18 protein-coding genes and 1 pseudogene are annotated in these 15,606 nt (G+C 61.3%); 8 read left to right on the forward strand and 11 right to left on the reverse strand.

The window, feature by feature from the left end:
- Window positions 1–510 precede the first annotated feature (510 nt).
- The 6 genes and pseudogenes from VL598_RS15040 to VL598_RS15065 all read right to left on the reverse strand — a co-directional run.
- Window positions 511–745 (reverse strand): annotated as a pseudogene (locus tag VL598_RS15040) (efflux RND transporter permease subunit); the annotation flags it as partial.
- Window positions 746–779: 34 nt separating this feature from the next.
- On the reverse strand, window positions 780–1,010 hold the full coding sequence (locus VL598_RS15045; RefSeq protein ID WP_325327530.1) for a DUF2795 domain-containing protein: 231 nt from the start codon (window positions 1,008–1,010) through the stop codon (window positions 780–782).
- Between the two features lie 47 nt (window positions 1,011–1,057).
- Window positions 1,058–1,306 carry a hypothetical protein gene (locus VL598_RS15050; protein WP_325327531.1) on the reverse strand — a complete coding sequence of 83 codons (249 nt, stop codon included), beginning with the start codon at window positions 1,304–1,306 and terminating at the stop codon, window positions 1,058–1,060.
- 98 nt (window positions 1,307–1,404) lie between these two features.
- Window positions 1,405–2,742: a C45 family peptidase gene (locus VL598_RS15055; RefSeq protein ID WP_325327532.1), complete on the reverse strand. Its 1,338-nt coding sequence runs from the start codon at window positions 2,740–2,742 to the stop codon at window positions 1,405–1,407.
- A 222-nt stretch (window positions 2,743–2,964) separates the two neighbouring features.
- Window positions 2,965–4,698, reverse strand: coding sequence for a ClcB-like voltage-gated chloride channel protein (locus VL598_RS15060; RefSeq protein WP_325327533.1), 1,734 nt, complete (start codon window positions 4,696–4,698; stop codon window positions 2,965–2,967).
- A 95-nt stretch (window positions 4,699–4,793) separates the two neighbouring features.
- Window positions 4,794–5,528 carry a glutathione S-transferase gene (locus tag VL598_RS15065; protein WP_325327534.1) on the reverse strand — a complete coding sequence of 245 codons (735 nt, stop codon included), beginning with the start codon at window positions 5,526–5,528 and terminating at the stop codon, window positions 4,794–4,796.
- Between the two features lie 342 nt (window positions 5,529–5,870).
- Here VL598_RS15065 and VL598_RS15070 point away from each other — a divergent pair, with 342 nt between their 5' ends.
- The 3 genes from VL598_RS15070 (at window position 5,871) to VL598_RS15080 (ending at window position 8,494) form a co-directional block, all read left to right on the forward strand.
- Complete coding sequence (locus VL598_RS15070) at window positions 5,871–6,773, forward strand: LysR family transcriptional regulator (RefSeq protein ID WP_325327535.1); 903 nt, start codon at window positions 5,871–5,873, stop codon at window positions 6,771–6,773.
- A 210-nt stretch (window positions 6,774–6,983) separates the two neighbouring features.
- Window positions 6,984–8,054, forward strand: a complete 1,071-nt coding sequence (locus VL598_RS15075) for a LacI family DNA-binding transcriptional regulator (protein WP_325327536.1) — start codon at window positions 6,984–6,986, stop codon at window positions 8,052–8,054.
- Between the two features lie 74 nt (window positions 8,055–8,128).
- A complete protein-coding gene (locus VL598_RS15080) occupies window positions 8,129–8,494 on the forward strand; it encodes a DUF3022 domain-containing protein (protein ID WP_325327537.1) in 366 nt (121 codons plus the stop codon).
- A gap of 171 nt (window positions 8,495–8,665) precedes the next feature.
- Here VL598_RS15080 and VL598_RS15085 read toward each other — a convergent pair whose 3' ends face one another.
- Complete coding sequence (locus VL598_RS15085) at window positions 8,666–9,100, reverse strand: PGDYG domain-containing protein (protein WP_325327538.1); 435 nt, start codon at window positions 9,098–9,100, stop codon at window positions 8,666–8,668.
- Window positions 9,101–9,218: 118 nt separating this feature from the next.
- Window positions 9,219–9,689 (reverse strand): Spy/CpxP family protein refolding chaperone, encoded by a 471-nt coding sequence (locus VL598_RS15090; protein WP_325327539.1) that lies wholly within the window; start codon window positions 9,687–9,689, stop codon window positions 9,219–9,221.
- A 245-nt stretch (window positions 9,690–9,934) separates the two neighbouring features.
- On the opposite strand from VL598_RS15090, the gene VL598_RS15095 reads away from it, so the two are divergent.
- Window positions 9,935–10,399, forward strand: coding sequence for an Lrp/AsnC family transcriptional regulator (locus VL598_RS15095; protein ID WP_325327540.1), 465 nt, complete (start codon window positions 9,935–9,937; stop codon window positions 10,397–10,399).
- A gap of 203 nt (window positions 10,400–10,602) precedes the next feature.
- On the forward strand, window positions 10,603–11,721 hold the full coding sequence (locus tag VL598_RS15100) for a saccharopine dehydrogenase C-terminal domain-containing protein (RefSeq protein WP_325327541.1): 1,119 nt from the start codon (window positions 10,603–10,605) through the stop codon (window positions 11,719–11,721).
- Between the two features lie 77 nt (window positions 11,722–11,798).
- On the opposite strand, the gene VL598_RS15105 is transcribed toward VL598_RS15100, so the two are convergent.
- Entirely contained in the window at window positions 11,799–12,389 is a 591-nt protein-coding gene (locus VL598_RS15105) for an ATP-binding protein (RefSeq protein ID WP_325327542.1), read from the reverse strand.
- 188 nt (window positions 12,390–12,577) lie between these two features.
- On the opposite strand from VL598_RS15105, the gene VL598_RS15110 reads away from it, so the two are divergent.
- Window positions 12,578–13,132, forward strand: a complete 555-nt coding sequence (locus VL598_RS15110; protein WP_325327543.1) for a cupin domain-containing protein — start codon at window positions 12,578–12,580, stop codon at window positions 13,130–13,132.
- Between the two features lie 125 nt (window positions 13,133–13,257).
- On the opposite strand, the gene VL598_RS15115 is transcribed toward VL598_RS15110, so the two are convergent.
- Entirely contained in the window at window positions 13,258–13,554 is a 297-nt protein-coding gene (locus VL598_RS15115) for a YciI-like protein (RefSeq protein WP_325327544.1), read from the reverse strand.
- 170 nt (window positions 13,555–13,724) lie between these two features.
- On the opposite strand from VL598_RS15115, the gene VL598_RS15120 reads away from it, so the two are divergent.
- Window positions 13,725–14,810, forward strand: a complete 1,086-nt coding sequence (locus VL598_RS15120) for a glycosyltransferase family 4 protein (protein ID WP_325327545.1) — start codon at window positions 13,725–13,727, stop codon at window positions 14,808–14,810.
- Window positions 14,811–14,892: 82 nt separating this feature from the next.
- On the opposite strand, the gene VL598_RS15125 is transcribed toward VL598_RS15120, so the two are convergent.
- Window positions 14,893–15,036, reverse strand: a complete 144-nt coding sequence (locus VL598_RS15125; protein WP_325327546.1) for a hypothetical protein — start codon at window positions 15,034–15,036, stop codon at window positions 14,893–14,895.
- A gap of 243 nt (window positions 15,037–15,279) precedes the next feature.
- On the opposite strand from VL598_RS15125, the gene VL598_RS15130 reads away from it, so the two are divergent.
- Window positions 15,280–15,606: acetyl-coenzyme A synthetase N-terminal domain-containing protein (locus VL598_RS15130; protein ID WP_325327547.1), on the forward strand; the 327-nt coding region annotated here is incomplete at its 3' end.

Raw genomic sequence — 15,606 nt, forward strand, 5'->3', positions numbered from 1 at the left:
GGCGGCGTGGCCGGTGACAAACATGACAAGCATGACAAGCTGGTTTCGTCAGCGGATAAACGCGATGAACGCTGGAGTGGCGTAATGTATGGCGCACTCGAGGGGCTGGTCTGTGCGACCTCATACATGCTATGTATGAGAGCTCATATAATAAGAGGCAATAAGGCGACGGCTAGCTTCAAACGTCGCTTGTCCCGCTGTTAACGAGGCGCGGCCCCGCGTGCAGTGCGGCTTTTTTACGTATCTCGCGCGATAAAGGCAATAAAAAAATAAAGGCACTAAACGCCTTATTATCGTAATTAACGGCTCATTTTATAAAATTCAAGGATTCTCCGAGACAGCCATTCCTCCCATCACCTGAAAAAGCACCGCCGTATCGGCGAGGCGAGCAGTCGATGCACGAACCGTATCGCGTTGCGCGTTCAGGTCGATCTGTTCGGCGGATCGTTCGGCAGACGTCGTAGGCACCGCGCCGAGCCGCCGACGCGCCGCCGTCTCTCGAACACTGTGTTTGAACGAGGCGGCATAAAACGCCGGCAGATAGAAAAGCGTCAAAACCGTCGCGGTCGTAATGCCGCCCATGAGGGCCGTTGCCATCGGGCAGAAAAGTTGGAGCGCAAGAGGGGGATGAGCGCCAGCACCGCTGCTGCTGTTAGCGTGATGGGCCTGAAACGCCTTACCGTGGCGCGACGATCGCCTCGAAGCGCCGATGGCCAGCCGCAATGTCCCGTTCGATCTGATCGGCTTCCAGGGGTGCTGTTCGGTTGAGCGACGCACGCTCAGAGTGAAAGCCCTGGCCCGTAATTGCTGCCGATGAATCGCGACACTGAATCGGCGTCGGCATAGTCCTGTTCAGGCATGCCGTCGAGAATCGAAAGCAGTTCGTTGCTTGCGCCCGAATCACGTGCAATCGCGACAATCCGGTCTTTATTAGCCGGAAACGGCACGGCTTGCAGCAAGTCGGCGATTTGCAAGTCGATCGGCTCGTTCGGGATAGCGGGTGTCGTCATGGAGTCCTTCGTCACCTGTCGCCTGCGAGCGACTTTGTCGTTGAGCATCAGGTCTGCGGCCTTTTCATTCGCTGGCCCTGCGTGACGGGCTTCGCAAGGCCGTGTGCCTTGGGCAACTTGATGCGTGACCAATGCTCGCTCGCCACGTTGGGGTTGGCCGCAATGCCCGCCGCGGCGTTGCGGCCCGTTGGTGCGAGCGCCGGCTCGTCTGGACTGTCGATCATCGCCGTAGGGTGCGACGAAGCGAAGCACACCGCCGAAAGCAATGCCGTGGCGGTCAGTGTCGAGACTTTCATCGCTTGCACTCCTTCTCGATGCGGCTGCCGGCGATTTCGCGATGAGGGCCGTTCCAGCCGTCATCAACCGCCGGGCAGCATCTGTCGTACCTACCCGCCTAACGCAGTACCTCGAAGCGCGCCCATGGCCACGAAGGCCGGTCGCGCATGTAACCATTCAGCCAGTTCCATTGCGGATGGCGTTTCATGAACGCCTGAGCGTCGAACGGCTTGCCGCACGGGTGTCCCCACCGTGCCCAGAATGCAAGATCGCGCGCCATTTTGCTGTCGACGACCTTGCCGTCGTTGGCGCCCCATGGGTTGAACGGCCCCTGATCGGACCCACCGAAGCGTGCATCATCGAGCTCGAGGTGCCCGCAAATGGTGCGCGAGCACGGGTTGTCGCCACGGTCGAGATAAACGTCATGGTGATCGGCAATCATCTGCTTGGCGAGTTCGACGTCGATCTTGCCGTGATGCATGTCCGCGAGCTGCATGAAGCGCAACCGCCGAGCTCCGTTCTTGCGCACGTCGGTATAGTCTTCGCCTTCGCCGACGCACTCCTGGTTGCGAATCTTCAGATCAGTCGCAGTGTTGTAGCCGCTGTAAAAACCATCCTTCGTGCTCTCGAATCCCGAATAGTGCAATCCGAGCTCGTAGCGCGCGATCTCACCCGTCTTCACGTCGCCAAGCAGCCAACTGTTCGCGTAGCCGCCGTTGTTCGCGACAGCAAACATCTCGCACCATTCGCCGATCGAGTTCGCGTACTGCGTGGCGCGCCGCGAGCGATAAAATTCCGGTGCACCGGCGGCCTTGTAGCCGGCAAAGTTGGAGATCGTCGTCTCCGTCACCATGAGTCCTGCCGAAGTGATCCAAAAATCCGTCAGGCTGGAAATGCAGCCGGGCAGGCCCTGCATCAGAATACGGTGGCCGGTGTCGGGCACGATGTCGAAAACGACGTTGAATGCGTCGCCTGCCGCATAGCGGTCCCACGAGTTGTGCGCCATCACGATGCTGCCGTCACGCGTCGCGCTGCCTGTCGCAATGAAAGCGCTGCAGTGATGCCCGCGCCTTCCCCGCCAGGGCCTCACGCCGAGACGCGGCTCGCGTGCGGCCACTCGCGCAGGCCACCAGCTCTGCAGCAAGTCCATGTAGCCGTTCCACGCCAGGACTTCGGCAAACGGCACCTTTGCACCGGCCGCTATGCCCTGGATCTCGTCCATGAACTCAGTATCGAGCCGCGGGGCGAATTGCTCGAGTGCCGCCGCTGTGAACGTTTCGAAGTCTTCGCCCGTATCCCATCGCGCCAGATACTTCGCGGTGCGAATGGCGTTTTGTATCTCAGCCGCGAGCAGTTGGCCATGTTGCTCGCCGCGGTCGTACGGCTCACCTTCGAGGTGAACGAAAATCCAGCCGGCATGGTCGCGCCGCACAGCGTCGAGGGACGGTTCGCTCATCTTGGCTCCGATCGATGGATCGACCGGCAGGGCAACCGCCGGGCGCTTCTCCCCTGCGCACGGCGGGTCGCGCGGTCGTTGCTTCATTCTAGAAAAAACGTCGGGCTTTGACACTCCGGGTAATGGAGGGGCGACTGGCCCATCGCCGAGCCTCGTCACAACTCAAGCCGCAGACTGACCCGAATCGCGTGCCCGCGAGCATTGCGCGGAAGGCGTGTCCCGTCAGGGCGTGCCATTCATCCGACGGTATGCATCCAACAGCGCTGTCTTGTAGACGGCGCCCAGCAGCTTGGGCGAATCGGCGCTAGAGACAACAGGCAGGCGTTCGCCTTGATAGGCCATGAAGTGTTGCAAGGCCACGCTGATCGGCATGTCGGGCGTGAGCATCGCGAACTCGCGCTGCATGTAGTCGGCCGCCGTGCGCGAGCCGGTATCGCGCTTGTCGATCAGGTCGGATGCGATGTCCTTGAGCGCGACGGCGCCCCGAAAGCAGCCGTCGTCATCGGTGACGTAGATATGCTTCACCGGATACTCGAGAAAAAGGCGCGCCATCTCGTGAACGTTCGCCGTGAGCGGCACGATCGTCTCGGCCGGCCGGATCAGCTCTCGCATCTGCGTCGCGCGCAGGCGTATGCGTTCCTCTTCGTCGGCAAGACGGCGCAGCGTGATCTCGTACATCGATGTCTTGCCGAGCGCTCTCGCCACAAAATAGGCGACCACGCAGGAGAGCGCCAGCGGCAGAACCACCTGATAGCTCAACGTCATCTCGAAAATCAAGAGGATGGCCATCAACGGCGCTTGAGTCGCTCCGGAGAGGAACGCACCCATGCCGACCATCGCGTAGGCAAACGCGCCTGAAGTGCCTTGTGGCCAGAGGGCATGCGCGGCGAGACCGAAGAGCGAGCCGAGCGCTGCGCCAACAAACAGCGTCGGCGTAAAGACACCCCCGACCGCGCCTGAGCCAACAGTCGCCGCCGTTGCGACAAGCTTGCAGACGAGCACGATGACTAGCGCTGTCCAAGTCCAGGGCGAATGAAGAATCGAATTGACGACGCTGTAGCCGTTTCCCCAGACCTCAGGCACCCAGACGGAGATGACGCCGACAACGAGCCCGCCCAGGGCAAGCCGGATCGGCAAGGGTAGTGGTATCCGCGAGAACCGCGCCCTCGAAAAGGCGATTGCTCGCAGGAATTGGGGTGCGGCCGCACCGCAAAGAAAGCCGAGCGCAACGAAAGGCAACACCTCGATGCCGACGATGGCCGGAAACACAGGCATCTCGTAGGGCGGCTTGTAGCCGGCGAACTCGCGCATCGTGATATTCGCGACGACGGAGGCCACGACGAGGGGGCCGAAGCTCTCCATCGCAATCGAGCCGAGCACGATCTCGGTGACGAAAAATGCACCGGCGATCGGGGCGTTGTAGGCCGAGGTGATGCCGGCGGCCGCGCCGCAGGCGACAAGCAGGCGTAGCCGCTGGGGGTCGAAGTGCACGAGGCGGCCGATGACCGAGCCGGCGAGGGCGGCCAGTTGCACCATCGGCCCTTCGCGCCCGATCGAGCCGCCGAAGCCGATTGTGAACAGTGACGAGAAGCTGCGCCAAAGGCTTTGCCACACGGGGACACTGCCATCGCCGATCGAGATCGCCTCCATGTAGTCCGAGCTCGCGTGCTTGCCCGGTTGCCGTGAGGCGACAATGAGCAAGCATCCGGCGATGAGGCCACCGGCAGCGGGCAGCCAGATTCGTATCGTCCACGGCAGCGCGCGTGCCATTTCCACGAAGCTGCCTGACTGGCCCGTGAACGCCCACTGGAAAAAGTCGATGCACTGACGGAATGCGACGGTGGCAAGAGCGCCGAGCACGCCCGTAACCACGGCCCAGAGCAACATCGTGTGCGCCTCAGACAAGCGGAACAATGCCTGGGCGCGGGTCCGCAGGCGAAGCAGGAATGACAACACGGCGGATTTGACAGTGATCGGACGAGCGCAAGGATAGCATCGCCCCGAACTTGTGACGCTCCTTTGCCCGCGCGGTGTTGGCGGCGGCGACATCGTCAAAGAGCGGCGTGGTCGAGCTCGGGGTAGTGCCGGAAGACGTCGGTTTCGTTGAACGGCAGGCGTCGTTTGGAGGCGAGGTAAGCGGCGATGTTCGGGCGCAGCGCCACCGCGTTGCGCAGGGCTGCTAGCAGCGGGTAACGCCGGCTGAAGCCCTTCATCGCACGCGGAAAAGCGTAATGAACGCCTTCGATGAGCTGGAACAACGAAAGGTCGACATAGGTCAGTGAATCGCCGACAAGGTGCGCGCTGCCTTTGGGGTTGCTCGCCAGCACTTGCTCAAAGTAGCCCAGGAACCTCGGCAGGCGGTGATCGATGAAATCGGTCGCACGCGCCTTCGCCGCGTCACGCTGGTCCTCGAAATAGAGTTGGCTCGAAATTGGGTGGTGGGTGTCATGCGCTTCACTGACGGCATCGGCAATCGTCAATTGCAGGCCGTGCACGACGTAGCGCAGTTCGTCTCGCGGGGCGAGGCCGAGCTTGTCGCCAAGGTAAAGCAGAATGTTCGCGGTCTGGGAGACAATCAGATCGCCATCGCGCAAAAACGGTGGCGCGAAAGGGATATGCGGCTCCGTTTTGCTGTTCATGAGCGCGAGGATCGCCCCTTCGCCGAATCCCTCTTCCGGCCGTCCCCGGGCAATGTCGATGTAAGGCGCCTGCGCTTCCTCGAGCGCCAGACGGACGAACTCTCCGCGGCCTTGCAGGCCGTCCCAGTAGTAGAGCTCATAGGCCATCGCTACCTCCTTTCGAAGCGAAGAACGGTTTGCACCGCCTTCAATAGGCGGCGTGTTGGGCGAGCGCGTGGTAATCCCTCTCAAATGTGTGAGCACCTGAATTGCCAGAATCCGTAGCACGTAACGTGTCCGGTTTTTGGGTGCCGCATGGAGCCACTACCTCTGAGCTGGGCGCGACGGCGCCAGGCAAACCTGAGGATGAGATTCGAATCGTTCACTGGCCGCACACAAGCGGTTTGCGCACATGAAAGAGGAGGGCTGCTTATCCAATTTTTCATATAACGTTATGAAAATTCGTCATTTGGGATGTAATATATCGGGGTGCCCGATAGTTTTGTCGAAATGACCCCAGATCAGCTTATAACGTTCGCCGCCGTCGCTGAGCACTTAAACATCAGCCGGGCGGCCCTCGCGCTGCATCTTTCGCAGCCCGCTGTCTCAGGGCAGCTGCGCCAGTTACAGGACGAGTTTGGCGAGCCACTTTACCGTCGCGACGGACGGGGCGTGTGTCTTACACCTTGTGGGTTGCAGCTTGCGGAGTATGCGATGCGCTTGCGCGAGACTTATCGGCAGGCTCACGGCTACCGCGATTCGCTGCGCGGCTTCGCGCATGGCACCCTGCGCGTGGGCGCGAGCACAACCCCCGCAAGCTATGTGCTGCCTTACCTCATCGCGCAGTTTCAACTGCGGTTCCCGAACATTGTGGTCGAAACGCAAAGCGGCAATACGGCCGAGGTTGTCGGCTCGCTGGGCACGCTCGACGTCGGGATCGTCGAAGGGGTCGTCGGTGCGGAGTTGCCGCACGGCACCGGCGTGTATCCGTGGCGTGGGGATGAGATTGTGGCGATTGTGCCGCGGGCTCACCCCCTTGCGAGCCGCCGCGGCGGGCGGCGAGGCGAGCATTCGACGTTTGCCGAGCTTGCCGCTTACCCGTTTGTGTTGCGCGAGGAGGGCTCCGGGGTGCGGCAGGTGGTTGAGCAGGCCTTCGACGCAGCGGGTGTCGCAACGCGGGTTGCGCTTATCGTGGCCGGGGTGGAGGGGGTCAAGGAAGCGGTGCGCGCGGGGATGGGCGTGGGCTTCGTATCTGCGATGGCCATGCGGCACGAGGACGACGCACTGCGGCGGCTTTCGCTCGCGCCGCAGCCGCTCACTCGCCGGTTCTCGATCCTGGTGCCGCACGACGGTGCGCCTTCGCGTGCGGCGTCGTCGTTTCTTGAGTTGTGCCGCGAGGACGTTGCCGCTTAGGACGGTTTCCCTCCATTTGCCGTCAATGGCCAACGCCCGCGAGCACGCGCGAAAGGCGTTTAGAAGCGGGCCTCGCACAAGTGGTGCCAAGCGCCATGCTGCGCTATGATGCCGCCACTGTAAGAGCACCGTACGAATCGGGAAGCGCGCTTAAGGCGCGCTTTTTCCTTGCTCCCGCTCGAGTGCGGACTTCCGACAAGGAGATTCGCGTTGGCTCATGCGTATCAAATACCGCGCCGTGCCACGATCAGCGATGTCGCCCGCGAAGCAGGCACAGGCAAGACGAGTGTTTCCCGGTACCTGAACGGCGAGACGAACGTACTGTCGGTACAGTTGCGTGCACGGATCGAGGCGGCTATCGAGCGGCTCGACTATCGCCCGAATCAGATGGCGAGAGGCTTGAAGCGCGGTCGCAACCGGCTCGTCGGCATGCTCGTCGCAGACCTGACCAATCCCTACACGGTGGAAGTGTTGCGTGGAGTCGAAGCGGCTTGCCACGCGCGTGGGCTCATGCCGCTAGTATGCAATGCGGCGAACGAAGTCGAGATGGAGCGGCGCTACTTGGATCTGCTGACGGCTTATCGGGTCGAGGGCCTGATCGTCAACACGCTCGGGCTTGACGAGGAAGCGTTGCACCCGCTTTCGGCGGACGGCACGCCGGCGGTACTCGTCGATCGGAAGATCGGGGGACTGGCCGCCGATATGGTCGGTCTCGACAATCGCGCGGCTGTGGAGGCCGGCTTGCGGCACTTGATCGAGCGTGGCTTCGAGCGCATTGCGTTCGTCGTACAGCCGTTTGGGCAGATCAGCTCGAGACGTCAGCGCGAAGCAGCATTTCGCGCAGCGCTCGAGGAGGCTCGAAGCGCCCGGGATGCGCAGGCCGCCCCGCTGGAAGGACAAACGCTGGTCCTCGATCTCGCCGATGCCGATGCAGTTGCCCGCACTTATGCGCAGCTTGACGCGTATCTGCAGGTGAATGAGGCGCCGGCAGCGAGGCGCGTGGCTTGTTTCGCCGCCAACGGCCCCGTCGCGCTTTCGGTTGCGCTGCATTTTCACGCACGCCACGGCGTGGGATGGCAGGATAGCGTTGCGCTCATGGCAATCGATGATCCGGAGTGGGCGGAGCTCGTCGGAGTAACGACGATCCGCCAGCCGACCTACGAGATCGGCTATCGGGCGGTCGAATTTTTGCATGAGCGCATTGAAGGAGCGACCGAGCCGGTGCGCGAAGCGTGCCTTTCGGGCGAGTTGATCGTGCGCGCGTCGACGCGCACTGCGTAAGCGGTGGCGATGCGCAACCGGCGGCGCGAAATGGCATAGCGCCGACGGCATCAAGCCACAACAAAAAGCAAACGATGGAACCCTACCGATACGAATTTGCCGACGCCGAGCTGGAAGCGCTTGCGCGCGTCGTCAGCGATCTTTTCCCCGATCAGACCATTTTCAAGCAGCACACGGCCGATGACGGGGCACCCGAGCTGGTGGTGCAATGGGTGGCGATGCGTTTCGGCCCGGCGGCCCGGCGCATGACGCTAAACGTCCGATTTGCGCCGGCCGCGTTTGGCCGCTATCGGGCGCTGCCGCCGCGCATGCGCGCTCGCAGCTTTGCGGTGCTGCGGGCGTTTTTCGAAGCCGCGCTCGGTTCGCTCGAAGAGCAGTATGCGAGTGGTTCCGCCGTGGCGCGAGAGATGGCGATTGAACTCGGCGATGAATTCGCCTGATCGCGCCGCTGTCGCGGCGATCGCAAGCCGTATCGACGACTTGCATCATCGCGATCGACGTGGCGATGCAGCGTGCCGAGGATCGAACTTTCGCATGCCTGCTGAAATCGCTCACAAGCGATGAACCGGCGCTGAACAAGCGCGCGTGTGAATGCGCGGCACGGGGACGAGTTACTGCGCAGTCTTGTAGACCGCAGCAAAGCGCTGTGCCTGGACGATGCCGTAATCGCCCGGTGCATATTGCACCACCCAATCGCCGCGCTCTCCGCACAGCACGTCGCCAGCAGCAGAACGGGCGATTGAAAATGGACTGTCCATGCGCTTGGCAAGAATCGCGACAGGGCGATTGCGGTAGGAGCCCGGTGCACCGTGCGACAAGCCGGCGGCTGCCGGGAGGTACTTATCGTCGAAGCGATCCCTTGACACGACCCAGCGTGCGCCACCCGTGCCAGTAATGAGGGCGTCGCCGGGCGAATAACGGTTTGATCCTTCGAGGCTCATCAACTCGCCGTGCGTTGCAGCGAACTCGACCGCGACGGTCTCGTCCTTCACATAACGGTGTGCCGTCGGGTCGCCGCTAAGGTCGACGTTTTTGAGTTCGATCATGGTGGGAGAGGCAAGCGTGGCAAAGGCAGGAGATTAGCCGGAAAGTACGCACCATGCATGCTGGCTGTAGTCACAAGCGAGGCGCCGCGAGCGCCTCGCTTGCGTGCCAACTGTGAAATTACTGTGCTGGCTTCTTCGATTGCGTGCCGTGCCGATGATGGGGGCCCTGGTCGCGGAACGTCACATTGGCGAGTTGTTTTTGCTCCGGGGAGAAGCTGTTGTAAAGCGGCTCGAACGCAGTGGCGATTTTCTTGACGCCGTCAGCATGCGTTTGCATGAGCAGCGCATAGTTGTGCATGTTATCGAGCGCCGAAGCTGTGGCCATATTGGCTGCGCGCTGTTGATAGAGTCGGCTCATCGTATCGCCGTCGTCACGCATTGCATCGGCAAAGGCCTTCCATTGCGGCTCTTCTTGAGGCGTGATTTTGAGCTGCGTGTGCAGGTAGGCAATCCTTTGTTCGATGCGTGCTTCGTGCCTGGCGGCAGGCGAAGCAGCGCTCGCGGCGCTGGCCGGGGCCTGAGCCGTAGCCTGGGCGAAGGCGCCATGCGCAGCGAGTGCGCAGGCGAAAGTAACGAGTGTTTTTTTCATCGAAACTCCTGTCGTGTATAGAAAATCCCGGCACGGGGCGATCTTTCAAGACGGATGTACTCGGAAAACGCTCAGCACACCGGCGCTATATTTACCACTGTTGCAATGCATGCCGTTAGTATGGAGATATGCACTAACAAATGAAAGGACACAGTAAATACGTGTTCGCCGGTTCGGTGCCGTATCGGCGATAATGCAGCCGGCCTTGAATACCGCCGTTCGACCGCCTTCCACGATTTTTCCTCATGAGACCACCGCGCCTCGATCAGCTCGATGAGCTGGACCGCAGCTTGATTGCGCAGTTACAAGTCAACGCACGTGAGAGCGTGGCCAATCTTGCTCGACGCCTTGGCGTTGCACGCACAACGGTACTCGCTCGCATCGAGCGGCTGGAACGCACACAGGTAATAGCGGGTTACGGCGTGCGCCTGGGCCAAGACGTGCTCGATGCGAGCATCAATGCCTATGTCGGCATCATCCTTGCCCCGAAGTACGGTCCCGACCTCCAAAAGCGTCTCTCGAAGATGCCGGAGATCCAGCTGCTCTGCGCGGTGAGCGGCGAGTTCGACTATGTCGCCTGGCTGCGGGCTGACTCACCCGACAGGCTAAACGAGCTGCTCGACCAAATTGGCACGCTTGAAGGTGTCGAGAGGACGACAACCTCCATCATCCTGGCGCGGAAGATCGATCGCGGGACGATGGCCGGGTAGGGAGTCCATGCCAAGCAATTTGCGGTGCTTCGACAAAAAGTCAGTTCGGATCGTCAATTCGTCGAAACACGCATGCGCCAACGGCAATTTGCGCCTATTTTCTGGTTTTGCGTCTCATTAGACTGTTTCGAGGTCGCGGTGTGCCGTTATCGCAATCATGCCGAACGGCGACCGACGCTGAAAACCAGAAAAAGGAGAAGCGCATGAAAGTAGCCGTCGTCGGCGCCGGGCTGATCGGCCATACCATCGCCCATTTGCTGCATCAAACCGGTGATTACGAAGTGGTTGCATTCGACCGCGATTCGCACGCGCTCGAGAGGCCGGCCGAGCAGGGGATTGCCACCCAGCGCGTCGATTCAGCGGATAACAATGCGGTCAAAACGGCCTTGCAAGGCTTCGATTCGGTGGTCAATGCCTTGCCTTATTACCTCGCGGTCAATTTGGCTGCCGCGGCCAACGCGGCTGGCGTGCACTACTTTGATTTGACCGAAGACGTACGCGCGACCCATGCGATCCGCAGCCTTGCCGAGGGCGCGTCGCACGTATTCATGCCTCAATGCGGGCTCGCGCCGGGCTTCGTCGGCATTGCGGCACACGAGTTGGCCAATCGCTTTTCGCAGGTGCGGGAAGTCAAGATGCGCGTCGGTGCGCTGCCGGCGTTTCCCACCAATGCGCTCAAGTACAACCTGACCTGGAGCGTGGACGGTTTGATCAACGAGTACTGCCAGCCTTGCGAAGCAATCCGCGAATCGCGTAAGCAATGGCTTCAGCCGCTTGAAGGCCTTGAGCATTTCTCGCTCGACGGTGTGGAGTACGAAGCGTTCAACACTTCGGGCGGACTCGGAACGTTGTGCGAGACGTTGTCGGGCCGCGTTGAAGCGCTCGACTACAAGTCGGTGCGTTACCCCGGACACCGCAACCTGATGCAGTTCCTGCTCGACGACCTACGTCTGGCAGGTGAGCGCGATTCGCTCAAGGCGATGTTGCGCCGTGCGATTCCCTCGACGTCGCAGGATGTGGTACTGGTCTTCGTGACCGTCACGGGCACGCGCGACGGGCTGCTTGTGCAGGACGTCTTTACGCGCAAGATCTTTGCGAAGACTGTCTGCGGGATGCCGATGAGCGCGATCCAGATCACGACGGCAGGCGCTATGTGCGCCGTACTCGACCTGTTTCGTGAGGGCAAGCTGCCGAAATCCGGCTTTGTGCGCCAGGAACAAGTCTCCCTGCCCGACTTTCTAGCCAATCGCTTCGGCCAACTCTACGAGGGGGCATCGCTGGAAGACACGGCGTTGGACATCAATGGTCTGGCGGTACTTTGAGTTGATCGGCCGCGTCCGCGCGACGGCGGCGAGCAGGGGTGGCGGCAACACGCTCGCTGATTGTCTCAGCGATTGCCTTAGGCCGCACCGCTCAAGATGGCACGCTGCAAGTCATCGAAATCCGCTGCGCTCGGCGCCGAATTGTCGAACATAAGCAAGCCGTCACTCGTGGTGCCGCTTGGCATCACGACGCGCCGCTGCCGATACTGGTCCCAATGTGTGAGCTTGTAGGCGTCGCTCGGATTGCTGCGGGCGACGATGCGCGCATGCGCAGTCTCTTCTGATGTGAACACCCAGACGACGCGTAGGACGACGTCGTCGGCAATGCCGAGCCACGCCCTGTCGAAAAGCCTGCGATCGCAGATTTCCCGCGAGAACGGCCCGACGACGACAACACTGATGCCAAGCAGCAGGTTCTCGCGTGCCGTATCGAGCAGGCCTTGGTACTCTGGGTTGCGTAAGAAGTGCAAGTACATCGGGCTGTCGCGATCGTTCGGGTCGCCCGTCAAGGCCTGCATGGCGGCGGCACTGTAGCGCCCGTAAAGCGTATCTTTGTCGAGGAGACAAAACGCTTCACCCGTTTCGCGCATGAGCGATCCGATCAAGCGCTTCGCGATGGTCGTCTTGCCGGTGCCCGCGTGCCCGCAGAAGAAAACGAAGTGCGTCACGAACCGATGTCCTTGTAGCTTGCTGGCCGGCCTATCAGTCTGGCGTGCTTGCGTGGGCCCTGTTTATCATGACGACGAAGGCCGGGCTCCCGCCAGCGCCACAACGCGGCAGTTGCCGCGATAGCAGGCACAGTCTGCCACCGAAGGGCTAAACTCTCCACTCATGCGTTGCAGATATCTTCCTGCCTATGTCTTCTGACTGTCTGATTGCCCGTGAAATCATCGATCGCCTGGAGCTGACACCACATCCAGAGGGGGGCTACTACCGGGAGACACATCGCGATGCTGCCCAGGTGGCGCGCCTCGCACCGGATGGCGCGGCACGGGCGTATGCTCCTCGCGCTGCGTCCACAGGCATCTACTTTTTGCTGTGCGATGAAGCCTATTCGGCATGGCACCGCATCGACGCGGACGAGATGTGGCATTTCTACACCGGCGGACCGCTCGATATTCACATGCTCGATGATGCGGGCAGATTATCAACCTGCCGTCTCGGCAATGCGCTTACGCACAAAGAGGCCTCGTTCCAGGCCGTTGTGCCTGCAGGCTGCTGGTTCGCGGCTGAACGTGTCCCAATGCCTGGCGACACTGCGTTTTCGCTCGTCGGCTGCACGGTCGCGCCAGGCTTCGAGTTTTCCGCCTTTGAGTTGGCCGATGTGGCGGCGCTTGCTGCGCGTTTTCCATCTCATGCGGCACTATTGAAGCGCCTTCAGCCACACGCACCGCAAGGCGCGCGATCATAAACGGCGACAGGCGCGTCTCGTTACTGGCGAGACGCACGGCGCCAGTGGTGCGGCTCGGATAGGCTAAACGTCGATGCGATCCAAACCGGCCAACCGAATAATGTGGCGATGGCTGATCGGATCGTTTAGCGAATCGGAGTTGCCGCCTGATTTCCGACGACAGTCGTCCAGGGCCTGATCTTCCATCCCGTGATTACCCCCGACATCACATAGGGGTCGTTTCTGGCGAATTCTTCAATGACCGCGGGATCGTCGCATTGAAAAAGGAGCAGAGCGGCATCGACCGGATCGGCGAGCGCCCCTCCAAGCAGAAGTTCGCCACGCTCGACGGCCTTCCACGCATGGGCGAGATGCTCGGCACGAAACTGCGGCCGCCGCTCGAGATAATCGGGTGCGGTTTCATAGAACAAAAGGTAGTGCACGAGAAGCTCCTGCAAGGGTGGAACCAAGACTTTAGCTTAGCCTCGCGGAGTCGGCTTCCCCCACGGTTCGACCTGAACATCTGACGGGCACAGGCCATGCTGCGCCTTTTGCCAAGCTGCGCCTTTTGCGTCACGCGCAACCAACGCACAGCGCCCGACGGAGAGAGGAGATGCGCATTGCCCAAGTCGCGCCATTGTACGAAGCGGTTCCCCCGCAGGCATATGGCGGCGCTACCGAGCGCATGATTCATTACCTGACTGAGGAGCTGATTCGCCGCGGGCATCACGTGACGCTGTTCGCGACAGCGGATTCGGCGACGTCTGCGGAGCTCGTTCCGCTTTGCCCACGTGGCTTACGGCGCGATGCCAAGGTGTGGGATACGTTGACGCATCATGTGCGCGAGTTGGAGGCTGTGGTGCAGCGTGCGCCGCGCTTCGACGTCGTGCACTTTCATGGAGACCCGCTGCACTTCCCGCTGGCGCGCAGGCTGAGTTGCATGCACCTCACCACGATGCACGGCCAGTTGTTGCCGGTGGATCATGGCCCGCTATTGCGCGAGTTTTCGGAAGCCCCGCTCGTATCCGTTTCAGACGACCAACGCCAGCCTGTGCCCGAGGCTAACTGGCAGGCGACGATCCATTACGGACTTCCCCCCGATGCGTTCTCGCTCAACGAAAGCCCGCACGGCTACTTGCTGTTTCTTGGGCGGATGACGCCGCAAAATCGTCCCGACCTTGCTATTGAAATCGCTCGCCGCGCCAGGTTGCCGCTGAAGATGGCAGCAAAGGTTTATCCCGGCGAGATGAGCTATTTTCGCGAACAGGTCGAGCCACTGATCGAGACACACAAGTCGTGGGTCGACTATCTCGGCGAAGCCGGCAGTGCCCAACGCGCGGAATTGCTGGCCAATGCACGTGCGTTGATTTTTCCCGTGCAGTGGCCGCAGCCGTTCGGAATGGCGATGATCGAAGCGATGGCGTGTGGCACACCCACGATCGCATTTCGCTGCGGTGCCGTGCCTGAGATCGTCGAGGACGGGGTGACGGGCTTCATTGTCGACAACGTCGACGATGCCGTGCAGGCCGTGACTCGCATCGACGTGTTAAGCCGCCGGCGTTGCCGCGCAGCATTCGAGGCGCGCTTTACTTCAGCGCGCATGGCGGTTGAATATGTTTCGGTGTACGAACGATTGTTGGCGCCGCGTGTTGTTCGGAACCATCAAGTGCGGGAATTGCCGCGGCGCCGTCATCGATGAGATGCGATGCGATTTACGTTCAGCTTTTGTCGTTATCCGACGAAGGGGGGACTTCGGACATGTCGTCCTCCCGAACTTCGGCTTAACGAACGATGGTGCCCTCGTCGTCTTCTTCTTGCTCTTCCTCGTCTTGGTCCTCCTCGCTTGGGGGCGTCTCGTCGTCAGTCGGGTTGGTCTGGTCCACCGAAGACTGCAGCGGTTCTTGAGCACTTGGACTGTGGGCCATGGAAACCTCCTGATTGAAACGCGGCCCGCCGCGTGTGGCGTCCGCCGCCATCGAATCGAGCAACAAGCGTGCATGGCAGACCGGTAAGAGTAAGGTTGGGGGAAGGCGATGTGGGGAGTTGGTTCCAGATGCTGTTGTCGTGATGTTGTGATGTTCTGAGGAGGTTGGGGCAGCGCAGCGTTGCGTAGACGATGCGCGGGCGGGCCGTGGTTCCGGTCTCTTATTGAAAACTAGGAGGAGACAGTGAGCACTATCGAATCGGTCTTTCACGAGAGCCGTGTCTTTGCGCCGCCTGCGCAATTACAGGCACAGGCGGCGATTTCGGGCATGGATGCGTACCGCGCGCTGATGGCGGAGGCCGAGCGCGATTACGACGGCTTCTGGGCGAGGCTTGCACGCGAGACGCTGAGCTGGCGCAAGCCGTTCACAAAGGTGCTCGACGAGTCGAACGCGCCGTTTTACACCTGGTTCGAAGACGGCGAGCTCAACGCGTCGTACAACTGCCTGGACCGGCACGTGGAAGCAGGGCGCGGTGCGGCGACGGCGATCGTCTTCGAAGCCGACGACGGC

It is taken from the genome of Trinickia sp., assembly GCF_035492435.1.
Taxonomy (GTDB): domain Bacteria; phylum Pseudomonadota; class Gammaproteobacteria; order Burkholderiales; family Burkholderiaceae; genus Trinickia.

Bases quoted from the DNA above. Each gene is read 5' to 3' on its own strand.
- VL598_RS15065 (WP_325327534.1), bottom strand. From the start codon at position 5,528: ATGGCCTATGAGCTCTACTACTGGGACGGCCTGCAAGGCCGCGGAGAG.
- VL598_RS15110 (WP_325327543.1), top strand. From the start codon at position 12,578: ATGTCTTCTGACTGTCTGATTGCCCGTGAAATCATCGATCGCCTGGAG.
- VL598_RS15080 (WP_325327537.1), top strand. From the start codon at position 8,129: ATGGAACCCTACCGATACGAATTTGCCGACGCCGAGCTGGAAGCGCTT.
- VL598_RS15070 (WP_325327535.1), top strand. From the start codon at position 5,871: ATGACCCCAGATCAGCTTATAACGTTCGCCGCCGTCGCTGAGCACTTA.
- VL598_RS15045 (WP_325327530.1), bottom strand. From the start codon at position 1,010: ATGACGACACCCGCTATCCCGAACGAGCCGATCGACTTGCAAATCGCC.
- VL598_RS15085 (WP_325327538.1), bottom strand. From the start codon at position 9,100: ATGATCGAACTCAAAAACGTCGACCTTAGCGGCGACCCGACGGCACAC.
- VL598_RS15055 (WP_325327532.1), bottom strand. From the start codon at position 2,742: ATGAGCGAACCGTCCCTCGACGCTGTGCGGCGCGACCATGCCGGCTGG.
- VL598_RS15090 (WP_325327539.1), bottom strand. From the start codon at position 9,689: ATGAAAAAAACACTCGTTACTTTCGCCTGCGCACTCGCTGCGCATGGC.
- VL598_RS15125 (WP_325327546.1), bottom strand. From the start codon at position 15,036: ATGGCCCACAGTCCAAGTGCTCAAGAACCGCTGCAGTCTTCGGTGGAC.
- VL598_RS15120 (WP_325327545.1), top strand. From the start codon at position 13,725: ATGCGCATTGCCCAAGTCGCGCCATTGTACGAAGCGGTTCCCCCGCAG.
- VL598_RS15095 (WP_325327540.1), top strand. From the start codon at position 9,935: ATGAGACCACCGCGCCTCGATCAGCTCGATGAGCTGGACCGCAGCTTG.
- VL598_RS15100 (WP_325327541.1), top strand. From the start codon at position 10,603: ATGAAAGTAGCCGTCGTCGGCGCCGGGCTGATCGGCCATACCATCGCC.
- VL598_RS15050 (WP_325327531.1), bottom strand. From the start codon at position 1,306: ATGAAAGTCTCGACACTGACCGCCACGGCATTGCTTTCGGCGGTGTGC.